Source organism: Shewanella sp. 10N.286.52.B9, from assembly GCF_002873635.1.
Lineage (GTDB): Bacteria > Pseudomonadota > Gammaproteobacteria > Enterobacterales > Shewanellaceae > Shewanella.
Window position 1 is genome coordinate 16,150 of record NZ_MCTY01000205.1, and the last position, 13,541, is coordinate 29,690.

Genomic DNA, 13,541 nt, shown 5'->3' on the forward strand with positions numbered 1-13,541 from the left:
TTTGTGTAACTAATTGATTAATAATAGTACTAAAAACCCAACCTTTCGCGTTGGGTTTTTTTATGGCTTTTTTTCTAAAACCACTTGTATCCCTTAGGTAAATAGCGCAATATCGCCGCCCTTAAAAACGGACTTAATTTCATATTGACAATAAGCTGGGCGAAATCTCATAAATTATTGTTAAGCTTTAGAAGGAACTGACTAACCTTTAACCTATATTGAATATGACGTATGCACGCTAAACCCAATGCCCAGTTATCGCTTTTCTCCCTCACTTGGCCATTATTTTTTGACTTTGCGTTGCACTTTTTGACCGCAGCTTTAAATACATTAATGATTAGCCGAGTTTCTTATCAAGGGGTTGCCGCACTGTCAGTGGGCAACATGGTATTTGAGCTATCGATTACGCTTTTTAGCTTCGTCAGTATTGGCGCCAGTGTGGTGATCACTCAATATCTTGGAGCCAATAATAAGGCAACGGCTAGCGACGTTGTTTACTCGTCGATAGGGTTTAATTTATTAGTGGGTGTGGTTGCGGCATTAGGGGTATTTAGTGGTGCAGGATTAATTCTACATCTAATGAATTTACCTGCTGAGCTGATCCCAGATGGTAAACTTTACCTGCAAATTGTCGGTATTTGTTTAATACCTGAGGCGATGGCAATGTGTCTTGCTGCAGGGATGCGAGCCCATGGCTTTACCCAACAAGCCATGTGGGTCACTTTACTGATGAATGTGATTACCTTTTGCGGCAACTTGCTGTTACTTTACGGCTGGTTTGGTTTGCCGCAAATGGGCGTTGCAGGTGTGGCTATTAGCACGGTTGTAGGGCGCTTAGTTGGCATGACATTAATGGCTTACTTATTTGTTAAGTACACCAAAATCCAACTTAAACTGCTTGAAATTATCAAACCTAAAAAGCAGCTTCTTAATAAAGTTTTTCATATCGGACTGCCTGCAGCGGGAGAAAATATTTCTTGGATGCTGCAATTTATGGTGGTGACCGCCTTTGTGGGATTAATGGGCGATAAAGCCCTCGCCGCACAAGCTTTGTACTTCCAAATTTGTATGTTTATCTTGTTATTCGGCTTATCTATTGGCATTGGTAATGAGATTATTATTGGTCATATGATAGGCGCCAAACAATATCAAGCTGCTGAAGCACAAATGTATAAAGCACTCAAGATAGGGCTAATCGTCACCACTATAGTGGCGGCATTAGCTGCTGCTTTTGGCGAGCATTTAGTGGCCTTTTTTACCAAGGACCAAGATATCCTTACTATGGTTGGTCAGCTATTTATTCTAACTCTATTAATGGAACCTGGTCGGACATTTAATCTGGTCGTCATTAATGCCTTAAGAGCCAGTGGCGACGCTCGTTTCCCATTTTTTATCGGCCTTTTATCTATGTGGTGTATTGCTGTGCCTGGGGCATACTTTTTAGGAGTACATTTAGATTTAGGCTTAGTAGGCATTTGGTGCGCTTTGGCTGTGGACGAGTGGGTTAGGGGCTTATTGATGTTATGGCGCTGGCGCAGTGGGCGTTGGCAGCAAAAGTGCCTAGTGATGGCTTAGTGATAATTTGGCAGCGCTAAGCTGATGCAGCACAAGAGATTATAGAAAATGGTTTTTAGGGTTTTGTATTAATCGCTTTAATAGGTGAGTAGTTTTTTCATTTTCGCTATCAAAGTGTTAGAATTCGGTTCGATTTTTGGGGTGAGTTTGAAACTATTGTAATTAAAGGACTTGATGACATGAAAAAATTGCTACTTGCTGCAGCTGTAACTTTAGCTATGCCGTTTGCTGCCCATGCTGGTGCAGACTTTGTTGAAGGTGATAAAACCTTCGCTGGTGAGGCTGAATTAGGCGCAACACTAACAACGGGTAATACCGATACTTCTTCAGTTAAAGCGCGTTTAGGTTTGAAACAAGAATTAGGCAATTGGGAGAATGCATACCTGCTAGAAGGTTTGTATAAAGAAGATTCTGGTGAAAATACTGCTAAACGTTACTATGCCGGTGTTCAAGGCAACTATCAGTTCGACGAAAAAAGCTATATGTATATCACCGCAAACTATGAAGCCGATCCTTTTACTGGTTTTGATTACAAAATGATTGCTTCAGCGGGTTATGGTTACAAGTTTATTGATAATGAAAGAGCTTTTTTGAGTGCAGAAATCGGTCCAGGTTATATCTATAAGCAATTAGATGATGAGCAATCATTGGCATTAGGTTATGACACTGAGGACAGTGTTGTTGCTCATGGTATGATGAACTTTACCTATAAAATTACCGATAGCTCAACTTTTAGCCAACTGTTTGTTGCCGATTACGGTGACAACTTAGAAGGCCGCTCTGAAACTGCGCTAACGGCTAATATCATTGGTGCATTGGCAATGAAGTTTGCTGTTATTGTGCGTTATAACGATGCACCACTTGAAGATAAAAAGAGTACTGATACTGAAACCAATATGACTTTGTTGTATGCATTCTAATTAGTTTTTGGGGCAAGCGCCCTTAAAAAAATCGTCATATCAGAAACCGAGCTATGCTCGGTTTTTTTTTGCTTAATAATACAGCTTTATTGATACAAAATTAGCGCAAAAAAAAGCTCGCCAACTATTGAAAATGATTTTTATGTTCGCTAGGGGTGGTGGGTGGTGTTACTAAGTGTCGGTTAATGTTGATCTGTGTTGGTTTCGGTGTGATTTTGATGCAACTTGGTTAACAGTTGTATGCTTTTGCGGGCCGTTGGAGTTGATTTATGTCGAAATTTCGCGGCGTAGTTCACGAATTTTAATCTTGTCTGACTATCAGTTGTGTGGATCACAAATAACTATTTACTGCTCCGCTATAATCTAATGATATATAGAGCAATATGAGATGGACTAGGCATGCAAATTGGGTGTTGTTGGTTTGATGATAAGCAAAAAGTGCTTAGCAACCAATCCAAAGCTACCACATGGCAGCTCAATAATAACGAATTCTGGGTGTTGAGCTTATTAGCAAAACATCGCGGACAAGTTGTGCCTATCGAAAGCCTCTCTTTCCCCACTGATGGCCAGCATCAGCAGCAAATTTCAGAAGAAGATTTACAACAAATAATTGTGTTGTTTCAGGATTATTTAGGCGCTTCTCATAGCAGGCTAATAGAGTTAATCCCCAATCAGGGTGTCATTCTTTATACTAAAGTCGTTTCTGGTAAGAATAGCCTATTTGATTCACCTAATAAGGTGATTTCTTATGGTCAGTATATTGTGATTATTTTGCTAACGTTAATCGCACTATTTTTTGTTCATTCACACCTTAATAATCAAGAATCGGTGAAGCCGGATGCTAGCCGAGAGTTTTTAACTCAACAAGGCAATGTTTCTAACCTGTATTTATATGCCTCTAAAGCCAGTGAAATCGATTTAGATTTAAGCAGTATTGCAGACCGTATCTCTAATCAGTTAAGAAATTGCCCCATCATGCCTTGGGATGCTATTTCCGCCACTTTGGCTGAAGATAATAAAGCCGTCAGCATCGTAATGAAAAAACGCCTACCCGATCGCTGGCGTTTTTATAATATCAAGGTTTTGAGGGATCAAGCCCAGCATAGCTTTGTAACGCCTGCGTGGCTAAAAAAGGTAAATATTTGTGGTTAAAGCAGTAACAGATTTTTTGTTAACTAGAATTGGTCGTGTTGTTTTTACTGTCTGTTTCATCGTAGTCTCTTGTATTTCGGTGTTAATGTTAGAGCAGTTTGCTGATACAAGAGATATATGGGCCTTTGATTGCCAGAGTGATTTATATGAATTTAGCGCTGACAAAGAGCATACAATCGAGCTTGATCATGGACCACTATTTTTAGCATTAACAGTTAAAAATAAGCAAATTCAGTTGAATTATTACAATGCCAAAGGTTCAAAAAACCATGAATATGCAACATTCGATGGCGATTTGACTGAACTAGAGGTTGGTGACATGACCTATAAATTAGATTTAGTGTTAACCGATGCTCAGTTTAACCAAAATAATTCCTATTTGAGAAAGTACCTCGCCAAAGAGCTTAAAACCACAGCGGCTCAGTTGCAAACTCAAACACAGCTGCATATAGCTGTTCAAGTCTTAGAAATGGATATTGATAATAAATATATCTTAATGAAATTTAAGCCCTACAATATGCTTTGGGCATGCCGTTTACATGAATAATGGTATAGTTTTAGTTATTTACGCCTCCTTTATCTGCTGAAATTCGTTATAGTTAAGGCAAGGCAAACTCTGAGATAAAATACTTCCATAGTGGCTAAAGTCAAAGTAAAGAAAGAAGAATCATTATCGATTAAATTCAGCCATCAAATGGAGGCTGGGCAGCAGCGCAGCTTTGATTTATATTTTTACTTACCCACAGAAATGGGGGTTGGCGAAAAAACCCTAGACGAAGAAGAGTATTACCACAGCGCAATGCTTGGGCGGCGGTCTTATTACTCTCAAGGGTTACACCTACCATTAGTACAAAACCGTTTTGCCAGTATTAATAAACGCACTAAAGAAGAGTTCCGTTTATACCTCAACTTATTTGCCTATCAATTTGCCGTAGCCATTGAGACTGATGCAAAAGAATTGCGTCTTATCACTGACCCTGACGACTTTTATCCCGCATTAACTGAATTAGGTGAGTCGGTCACGCAGTTACTTAAAAAGTTTCGCCGTAACGAGCCCAGCGATGAAAAGCTCAAATCCTACTTCAATAATGCTGACAATTACCTGTCCTGGTTTTGTGAACAACAACTGTTAAAAACCTTAGCTTATCGGCCGCGTAGTGCTGAATATAGTGATGTTAAAGATCAACTGGTGGCGTTATGCCGCGCTGAGCATCATTACCGTGAAGAGGAAAGAAAGTATAACTCATCCGGCACCAAGCAAGATGCTAATCGTATTTCAAATAAGATGCTGTTATTAAGGCGCTTAATACAACAAGGTGTGGTATTAAAGGAGGAGCTAAAACCTTTAGGCATAGGCTTGAAAAAGTTCGTGACGGGATTAGCTACGGGGTTAGTGATGATGGTGGTATCAGCACTGATCATTAAGGCCCAAGGGGTGTTTAGCGGCTTAACCATGAGTTTGGTGGTTACCTTAGCGGTGATATACGGTTTTCGTGAAATTTTTAAAGAAGATGTACGGGTTGCGATGTGGCGTTATATTCAGCGAGGACGTCCACGCTGGAGTCAGATTTTAAGGGATACCACCACCCAAGCCGTGATTGCTAAGCAGTTCGTATGGCTGGATTTTATCCGCACCCAGGATATTCCCGCTGCAGTCGCTGAGATAATGAAACAGCGGCATAGGCAAAATAAAGTCGATGCAGTGGTGCTGCATTACCGTATTGCTTCAAAGGTGACCAACAAAGAATTTGAAGCCGGCTACTCCAAAATCCAAGAGCAAGTAAACTTTAGCTTGGTGCCATTTGCCCGTCACTTAGAGCGTGGTAAGGCAAAAATCTATAGTGAACAAGATGGCAAAGTCAGTAACGAATCAGTAGAAAGGCGCTATCAAGTCAACCTTGTTGCAGTGCTAAAAGATGGCAAAGGCCCACTTGAATATGCCCGTTACAAAGTTATTATGAGCCGCTCTAGTATCATTGAAATTACTCAAAGCAAACTGCCAGGTGGGCTGTTAGAAATTGGCGAATAAGTTGCTTATTCGCCAATTAGACTTTAGCTGTAGTGATGATATAAGGCTGGCTATGATTAGCGAGCCTTACGGGTAAAGGCTTGGCAAATATTTTGGTTACCGGTTTGCTTTGCACGCCTTAATGCTACCTCTGCATTACTGAGATAATGTTCAAAAGACTGCTGCTCTAGATACCCAGAAATACCGATATTAATCCCTTCATTTAATTCATTTTGCTCCAATCTATCCATAATGCTCATGGCGTATTTGTGTGCTTGAACGGAATCACTTAGTGGCAGCAATATCACCAAAGAGCCTAGACGCCAATGGGCGATTTGAAAGCCTGTGGGTAAATCGATGAGTAACTGCATTTCAATGTCTTTTTGGCGTTGCTCTAAATGGTCTATATCACTGATGTGACTTATGAGCCCCTCAGGGTTAATGTCCATGATCAATAAGCAGGTTTGTTCACGGCTAGACTCTGTTAGGGTATTAAAATGTAGTTCTAATTCTGAAAGCTGCAATACCATTGAACTCAGTGGCGTTTGTTGATTAGGTAATTGTTTTAGCGCTGTTTGCGGCAATAGATTTTCAAAAGTACAGATAAAATACTCGTGTTCACCGTCGACAGAATGCTCCGAGCGAATATTGGCTTTTAAGCTAGTGGCAAAAGGGGTTTCACTGCTGGCGATTACTTGGCCCTTCCATTTCCCTTGCAAGCTGATGCGGCTATTGATATCGGCCCATTGTTTGGTGATGTCTTTACCTAACAGGCTTAAGATATTGACATTGCTGTCAGCAGCGAGGGCCATTAAGTTTTTAAATTTAAGGTTATATTTGAGTAATTGACCGCTGGAATCCGTTAATGCCGTGGCTACAGCGCTCTCAGATAATAACTGGTAACGGTATGCTTGATGCTTTGCTTGGGTAAGTTCGGTGATGTTTTCAAAGGTCACCAGCCAGTATTGCTCACTGTGTTTATTTTTATAGCTGGGCTGACAACATAGTGAAATAGTGCAGTTGTCATTATTTAAATTGACCACCTGCTTCCAAGTGACATTGTCACGCATGGCTTCAGTGAGCTGTTTATATTGCTCATCTTCTAATGACAATACGCGCTGTAAACTGCGCTCAAACAGTGATTCAATACTGGTTGATAGGGTATTAGCTGCTTGTAAATTGGCTTTGATGATGCGACCGCTAGTATTCACTATTAAGCAATTTTGATTACTGTTAAATAATACGCTGGCTAAATTAATACTATTGCTATTGGCGGTGCTTTCTAAATAGAAGCGATGCTTTAACACCAATAAACTGGAGGCTAACGCGGTAATGATCAAAGAGAAGCAAATTAACATATAGCGCCAGTGATCAAACTTTGCAGCGATATCCTCATGGCGAATATAAGACAGTAGATAGTATTCTCTTACCTCTGCATCTTGAGGTGCTACTTCAACCTTTAAAAACACAAAAGTGCCACTGTCAGTATGAAATTGACCAAAATGGGTGTTGGCCATGTGTTGCCATAATTCTGGGTATGACTGAATAATACTGCTGCCCAATGTATTAGGTAGTCTTTTCATGGGAAACTGCTGATTACCGCCCGCATAGAGCACGCCTTTAGAGCCAATAAGCAGTAATGGCGAGTTATGGTTAAAAAATGCCGGTTTGATGGATTCGAGTATTTCAGAAACCGAGTTGTAGGTCACTAAGTAACCGCGAATACTTTGGTCGTTATTTTCAATCCATGCCAACTGGTAAACATAAGGGGTTAACTTGCCATTTATTGGCACAAATTGAATATTGGAGTAGTAGGTGTCATTGCCTCCCATTGTATTGGAAGCTTCTAGAATAAATTCAGGGATAGTGACGTTACTAAAAGCATCTGTTGAGCTTATGCGTGGATTACCTTGGGGATCAAACAGGGTTAAACCTAATAACTCAGGAATATTGTTAAGCAATATGTCCCAGTTTTCTTCTAGCTTATGACGTTGCGCCTCAGATGGATTGGCTAAATATTGTTTCACAAGCTCTGCTTTCGCGAAAGCTTGGGTGCGAAATTGAAGGAAGTTAATTTTATCCGATGCGAGGGTGCCTACTGTTTGTATTTCACTATAACGCTTATCTGCCCAATCTTCTTGTAGGCGCCTTTCGCCTAACTTAAGCAGTAGCACAGTCAAAATGACAATACTTAACAGCATAACCAATAGTTGACTAGACAGCGCTAATACATGTTGTCGCGCCCATTGAATATCTTGGGTGGAGATTAAAACAGACTTTGAGACGTTTTTATTAGTATATCTCTTAAACATTCACTTACTTATTTTTAACAGTCCCGGTAAGTGAATGTTAGCACGAATGCCCCATAAGGTTGACCTTAGAGACTGAGTTTTTCAGTAATTTTTTGTTCAAAGGTAAAAGTTACCATAGGGGCAAGTGGAGCCAATAATAAAGCTTAATCCAGAAGCCTCTTGGTTTAGTTAGCCAACAATATCCAGTTGACGACATTTAAAGGTTGCGCCTCGTTGCTCAACTAATATTTTACAACGGGCAATATCAACCCCTTCAAGGCCATTGATTGCCGACACCTGTACATCACTTATAAAAGTGGGCGCCATTTCGATAAAGCTGAGTACAGCAGCAAATGCGTGTTTCAATTTGGGCTGACAATGCTGAATATACAGGGCTTCAGTATCGGCATTGAGCGATATTGACAAGCTATCAATACAAGATGCTAACTCAGGTAATATATTGCGCCGATGGAAAAGGTTAGCTAAGCCATCGGTATTTAAACGCACTTTCGCACCTGATTTTTTAAGCTGCGTAGCGACCACTAATAAGGTCTCAAGGTTTAAGGTTGGCTCGCCATAACCGCAAAAAACATACTCATCAAAGTCAGCAGCATTGCCTAATAAAGGAATAATATCGTCAGGCTTCACTTGCCTATCAAGAGATAATTCATATTGATGAACTTGTTTTGAGCCATTATGTTTGGGGCAAAACTGGCATCTTAAGGTGCAGCGACCAGTAATATTAAGGTAGCGACTGCCGCGAATATCATAGACTAAGGTGTTGGCTGCGGTATCATTTGTCGCCGTTGCTGTGGTATTCGTTTTTGACATTGTGGTTTCAGGCTTCATCTGAATATCATTATTGCAGTGTGATTAAATGATATTAACCTAAGCCAATATTGATATCTGTTTGTGAGTTCGCATTATTGGCTAAAGCGCCAATTTCATGAGCTTTAGGCATAAAAAAGGGAGCTAAGCTCCCTTGTTAATGTACTTGGACTAGGCGCTAATAATAAGCTTCATCGTCTTCTTTTTTCGGCTGCCACCACCAGTTAAATATCCGCCGCGTTAACTGCTTCACATCATCTAAAATGATGTACAGTACAGGCACTAAAATCAGCGTTACTACAGTGGAAAACAAAATACCAAAGGCTAATGATGTTGCCATCGGAATGACGATTTTAGCTTGCAGGCTTTTTTCTAACAAAATAGGTACTAAGCCAACAAAGGTCGTCATTGAGGTTAAGATTATTGCTCTGAAGCGATAACAGCCCGAGTCGATGGCTGACTCCATTAACGAGAAGCCTTTGCGGCGGGCGCGGTTAACAAAGTCCACCAAAATCAGTGAGTCATTGACCACAACCCCAGCCAAGGCAACAATGCCACAAAGGCTTAATACACTCATGGATATCCCAAGAATGAAGTGACCCACCAAAGCGCCAATCATGCCAAATGGGATCACCGACATAATGATTAATGGCTGGCTATATGACTTTAATGGAATCGCCATCAAAGCATATATGGTAAACATGGCAAAAAAGAACCCTTGCAAAAGGCCCAGCATGGCATCTTGTTCATCTTGACTGCCACCATCTAATGCGGCGTTGAGCTCTTTGTAGCGCTCAGTCAATTGCGGTATAAATTCTTCTTGGATTTCACCAACCACTTTTGATGGCTCAACGGTGTTTTTGTTCACATTAGCGCTAATGGTAATCGCTCGGCGACCATCAACACGAGTAATTGATGCAAAGGATTCACCTAGCTCAATATCTGCCACCGTTGAAAAAGGCACAGCAACACCTTGTGGGGTGCGAATTAACATGTTTTCAAGGTGACCAATGGTGCGGCGCTGCTCTAATGGGTAGCGCACCATCACTTTGATCTCTTCTTTGTTACGAAGAATTCGCTGGGCTTCATAACCATAAAAGCCATAACGCACCTGACGGGCTAGATCTGACAGGGTTAACCCTAGTGCTTCGGCTTCTGGGCGAATGTTGAGTCTGATCTCTTGGCTACCAGATGAAAAGTTATCCGAGATATCGAACACACCTTCATAGGTGGCAAGTTTGGCTTTTAACTCTTTTGAGGCTTGGGCTAGTTGCTCTAAGTTACTTGAGGTTAATCTAAACGAAATATCGCCGCCGGCATCATTGGTACTGGCAGAAATATTAAGCTTTTTCACTGATAATAATTCAGGTAGCTGTTTACGCCACTCTTCAGCTATTGTGACACCGTCAATTTCACGATCTTCACCTTTTGACAGCTCAGCAAAGATAAACCCAGAGCTACTGGAATTTATCGCGATAAAGCTGTGCTTTAACACGTCAGAGCCAGTCTCTTCGACAAACTTTTCATTCATGGCGTACAGCGCTTCTTCAACTTGCTGTACCACATATAAGGTATTGAGCTCGGAGCTGCCTTCTTCCATCTCAAGGTTGACTTGAATAAAGTCCGACGGAATATCAGGGAAAAATACCCAACGAACTTTGCCACTGGCAACCAGTGCGATAGATAAAATCAGTACCCCGACAAACACCGCCACAACGTTGTAGCGATTTTTAATACAAGTACCTAAAAAGTTGCGATAATTGTTGTGAATAAAGTATTGCAGCTTCTCATTAATCCACAGTTTAAATTTTGAGAATATGTTAGTTGGCGGGCGCTTTTTCTTCACTTTCATATGAGCTAAATGCGCCGGTAAAATCAATTTTGATTCGATAAGTGAAAACGCTAACGCTAGGATCACCACCATACCGATGGACTTCCAAATTATCCCCATAGGTCCTGACACCATGATCATCGGTATAAAGGCGGCAATTGTGGTGAGTACGCCGAAGGTTGCGGGCATGGCGACCTTTTGCACCCCTTTAATGACATTCTCTAAGGAGTGACCGTTGTTTTCTACTTCTGTGTAGGCACTTTCGCCGATGACAATGGCGTCATCCACCACGATCCCCAACACCAGAATAAAGGCGAATAGGGTTAACATGTTGATTGACATGTTAAAGGGCTCTAATGGCATCAATAATAAAGTGCCAAGAAAACACACGGGTAAGCCGACCATAACCCAAAATGCCAGTTTCAAGTCGAGAAACAAGGCTAAGATCATAAACACCAATAATGCACCATAAAACATGTTTGATAACATCATGTTTAAGCGGCCTTCAAGGTAATGGGTTAAATCTCCCCAGGTATCTAGCTCGACATTGGCGGGTAGGGTGGTTTTCTTATCGGCGATATAGCTTTTAACTTGCTCTGAAATCGTCAGCGCGTTTTGATCGTCAATGCTGGTGATTTCAATAATCGCGGCAGGTTTACCATTAAAGCGGGTGTATTCAATGCGCTCTTCGAAACCATCTTTAATGGTGGCAACATCGGGTAGCATGATACGGCTGCCATCTGGGCGGGTGGAAACCACAATGTTGGCAAAGTCGGCTCCAGTATAGGCCTGGCCTTTAGTGCGCAGCAAGATATCACCATCTTGGGCTCTAATTGAGCCACCGGGTAAATCTATCGAAGAGTTTTGTACCGCTTGTGCGACTTGAGTGAAGGTTATTTCATATTCACGCAGCTTATCTTCTGATAACTCAATGCCTATTTCATAATCTAGCACGCCATTAACTTGGGCACGTGTGACAGCAGGTAAATCGGTAATATCATCACGGATGCTTTTAGCCATTTCTTTCATCTCATGGAGACTTAAGTCGCCATAGACAGAGACCCAGATGACATTGTTTTCAGGTTTTATTTGGAAAATATTCGGCTTTTCTATGTTGTCAGGAAAGGTTGAAATCGCATCGATACGCAGCTTAGCCTCATCTAAAACTTGCTGAACATCATAACCGTCTTCAACCTCAATGGTGACTGTTCCTACGCTATCACTGGCAACTGAGGTGACCTTGGTAATACCATTAATATCTTGAATGGCCTCTTCGATTTTAATATTAATCCCTTCCTCAATCTCTTGAGGTGCAGCGCCAGGGTAGGCTACTGAGATCGTCAGCAAATTAAGTTCAAAGCTAGGGAAAACTTCCTTATTAATTAATTTGGCGCTGAATAAACCACCAATGAGCAGGGCTGCCATAAGTAAGTTAGCGGCAACACTATTGCGAGCAAACCAAGCAATAATGCCTTTGTTGTAATCGATATCGTTATTGGAGGCTGAGTTTGAATTAGTGTTATCCATTACAGATCACCTGCTATGGTTATTTCATCACTGTTTTCTGCTGGCGCTTCTAGTTCCTCATCTGGCGCGTCAGCTTCTTCACCTAACAATTTCACTTTCTGGCCTGAGGTCATATTATTGATATCGGTGATCGATACGCGCTCACCACTTTTCAGGCTACCCTTAATATAGACATGTTCAATATCGGTGCGCACGATATTAACTGGGCGTATTTCAATGGTATTGTCGTCTTTAACAATGGCAACTTGATTGTCTCTTACCACATAGCGGGGTAGCTTCACTATGCCATCGACAGTGCGACCGGTGATAACGGCAGTCACAAAGCTGCCATATTTAAGTGGGAGTTCATTTTCGCCGCGCTGTTGTCTTAGGTAAGGATCTTTAACTTCTGCGACTAAGTAAACCATACGGTTTTGCTCATCAATGACGTTTTCACTGCGGACAATATTACCTTGCCAAGTAAATGAATTACCCGCCAAAGAAGCGCTTAAAGTGACTGAGGTATCAGGGTTATCCACCGACTCTAAGTAAGCTAAATCATTGTTGCTTAACGGTAAGCGAACTTCAGCAATGCTGATATCGTATAGCTCACCTAAATTTGTCCCTAAAGAGACATATTGGCCTAAATCGACGTTACGCGCTTTAATGAGGCCATCAAATGGGGCTCTTATCACTGTGCGCTCTAAATTTCGCTGAGCACGGGCAAGTGCGGCTTTAGCGTATTTGACATTGGCTTGTTCTTTTTTCAGTTGCGGTATACGCAGGCCTAACTCTGGCGGTAGGCCATCATCAAAATCTTTAAATTCAATTTTAGCGACTTCACCACGGGCGACTTCTTCATTAAGCGCTGCATAGGCTTGGGCAAGGCTAGCTTCTGCTTGGATAAAATCAGCTTCATAATCTGAAGGTTCAATTTGTGCTAAAGCTTGACCTTGTTTGACTATACCGCCGGCGACAAAACTTGGATCTAGGCTAACTAAACGGCCTTGTACTTCGGTGACTAACTGGGTTTTGTATTTAGGGCTGACAACACCATACGAAGGTAGGTTTAACGAGACTGTTTGTAGCTCGACCTCAATGACATCGACAATAGCAATTTTAACTTGTTCTTCTTTTTGTTCAGGTGCTTCTTTGGTATTGAGCAGTACAAAAGCTAAGCCTGCGAAAATGATCAGGATAAATAAAGGCGATAGGATTCTTAAGATTCGTTTCATTGGTGGCTGTATCCATACAAAATATTTCGTCAAAGTAACTCTATTTTTTATGACTTTTAGAGTCTTATACTCGTTAAATTACCAGAGTTCGCCAACTAGCTAAAGCGATAGATGTAAATAAAATGTTTCATAACATGTTTTTATATTTATTCAGTGTTTTATGCTATTGAACTGATTTTAGATATAAAAAAGCCC

General features: G+C 41.2%; 9 protein-coding genes. 5 read left to right on the top strand and 4 right to left on the bottom strand.

The genetic code is table 11. The features are described from left to right. Positions 1–231: 231 nt before the first annotated feature. The 5 genes from BCU91_RS16525 to BCU91_RS16545 all read left to right on the top strand — a co-directional run bounded on the left by BCU91_RS16525 (position 232) and on the right by BCU91_RS16545 (position 5,676). The gene (locus tag BCU91_RS16525; RefSeq protein WP_102531937.1) at positions 232–1,575 is read left to right on the top strand and encodes an MATE family efflux transporter; all 1,344 of its coding nucleotides are present in this window, start codon (positions 232–234) and stop codon (positions 1,573–1,575) included. A 179-nt stretch (positions 1,576–1,754) separates the two neighbouring features. Continuing rightward, the gene (locus tag BCU91_RS16530) at positions 1,755–2,495 is read left to right on the top strand and encodes a DUF481 domain-containing protein (RefSeq protein WP_102439698.1); all 741 of its coding nucleotides are present in this window, start codon (positions 1,755–1,757) and stop codon (positions 2,493–2,495) included. 399 nt (positions 2,496–2,894) lie between these two features. Then, a complete protein-coding gene (locus BCU91_RS16535) occupies positions 2,895–3,647 on the top strand; it encodes a hypothetical protein (RefSeq protein ID WP_102439697.1) in 753 nt (250 codons plus the stop codon). A 16-nt stretch (positions 3,648–3,663) separates the two neighbouring features. Next, a complete protein-coding gene (locus BCU91_RS16540; protein ID WP_133126407.1) occupies positions 3,664–4,194 on the top strand; it encodes a hypothetical protein in 531 nt (176 codons plus the stop codon). A gap of 90 nt (positions 4,195–4,284) precedes the next feature. Beyond that, on the top strand, positions 4,285–5,676 hold the full coding sequence (locus tag BCU91_RS16545) for a hypothetical protein (protein WP_102439695.1): 1,392 nt from the start codon (positions 4,285–4,287) through the stop codon (positions 5,674–5,676). A gap of 56 nt (positions 5,677–5,732) precedes the next feature. On the opposite strand, the gene BCU91_RS16550 is transcribed toward BCU91_RS16545, so the two are convergent. From BCU91_RS16550 to BCU91_RS16565, 4 genes are all read right to left on the bottom strand, one after another. Next, positions 5,733–7,967: a PAS domain-containing protein gene (locus BCU91_RS16550; RefSeq protein WP_102439694.1), complete on the bottom strand. Its 2,235-nt coding sequence runs from the start codon at positions 7,965–7,967 to the stop codon at positions 5,733–5,735. Between the two features lie 168 nt (positions 7,968–8,135). Beyond that, entirely contained in the window at positions 8,136–8,777 is a 642-nt protein-coding gene (locus BCU91_RS16555; protein ID WP_241904103.1) for a TatD family nuclease-associated radical SAM protein, read from the bottom strand. A 175-nt stretch (positions 8,778–8,952) separates the two neighbouring features. Further along, positions 8,953–12,093 (bottom strand): efflux RND transporter permease subunit, encoded by a 3,141-nt coding sequence (locus BCU91_RS16560; RefSeq protein WP_102531939.1) that lies wholly within the window; start codon positions 12,091–12,093, stop codon positions 8,953–8,955. Between the two features lie 38 nt (positions 12,094–12,131). Then, positions 12,132–13,346, bottom strand: a complete 1,215-nt coding sequence (locus tag BCU91_RS16565) for an efflux RND transporter periplasmic adaptor subunit (protein ID WP_102531938.1) — start codon at positions 13,344–13,346, stop codon at positions 12,132–12,134. Between the last annotated feature and the right edge of the window lie 195 nt (positions 13,347–13,541).

Coding starts and splice junctions, on each gene's coding strand:
- BCU91_RS16525 (WP_102531937.1), top strand. CDS start 232: ATGCACGCTAAACCCAATGCCCAGTTATCGCTTTTCTCCCTCACTTGG.
- BCU91_RS16530 (WP_102439698.1), top strand. CDS start 1,755: ATGAAAAAATTGCTACTTGCTGCAGCTGTAACTTTAGCTATGCCGTTT.
- BCU91_RS16535 (WP_102439697.1), top strand. CDS start 2,895: ATGCAAATTGGGTGTTGTTGGTTTGATGATAAGCAAAAAGTGCTTAGC.
- BCU91_RS16550 (WP_102439694.1), bottom strand. CDS start 7,967: ATGTTTAAGAGATATACTAATAAAAACGTCTCAAAGTCTGTTTTAATC.
- BCU91_RS16555 (WP_241904103.1), bottom strand. CDS start 8,777: ATGTCAAAAACGAATACCACAGCAACGGCGACAAATGATACCGCAGCC.
- BCU91_RS16565 (WP_102531938.1), bottom strand. CDS start 13,346: ATGAAACGAATCTTAAGAATCCTATCGCCTTTATTTATCCTGATCATT.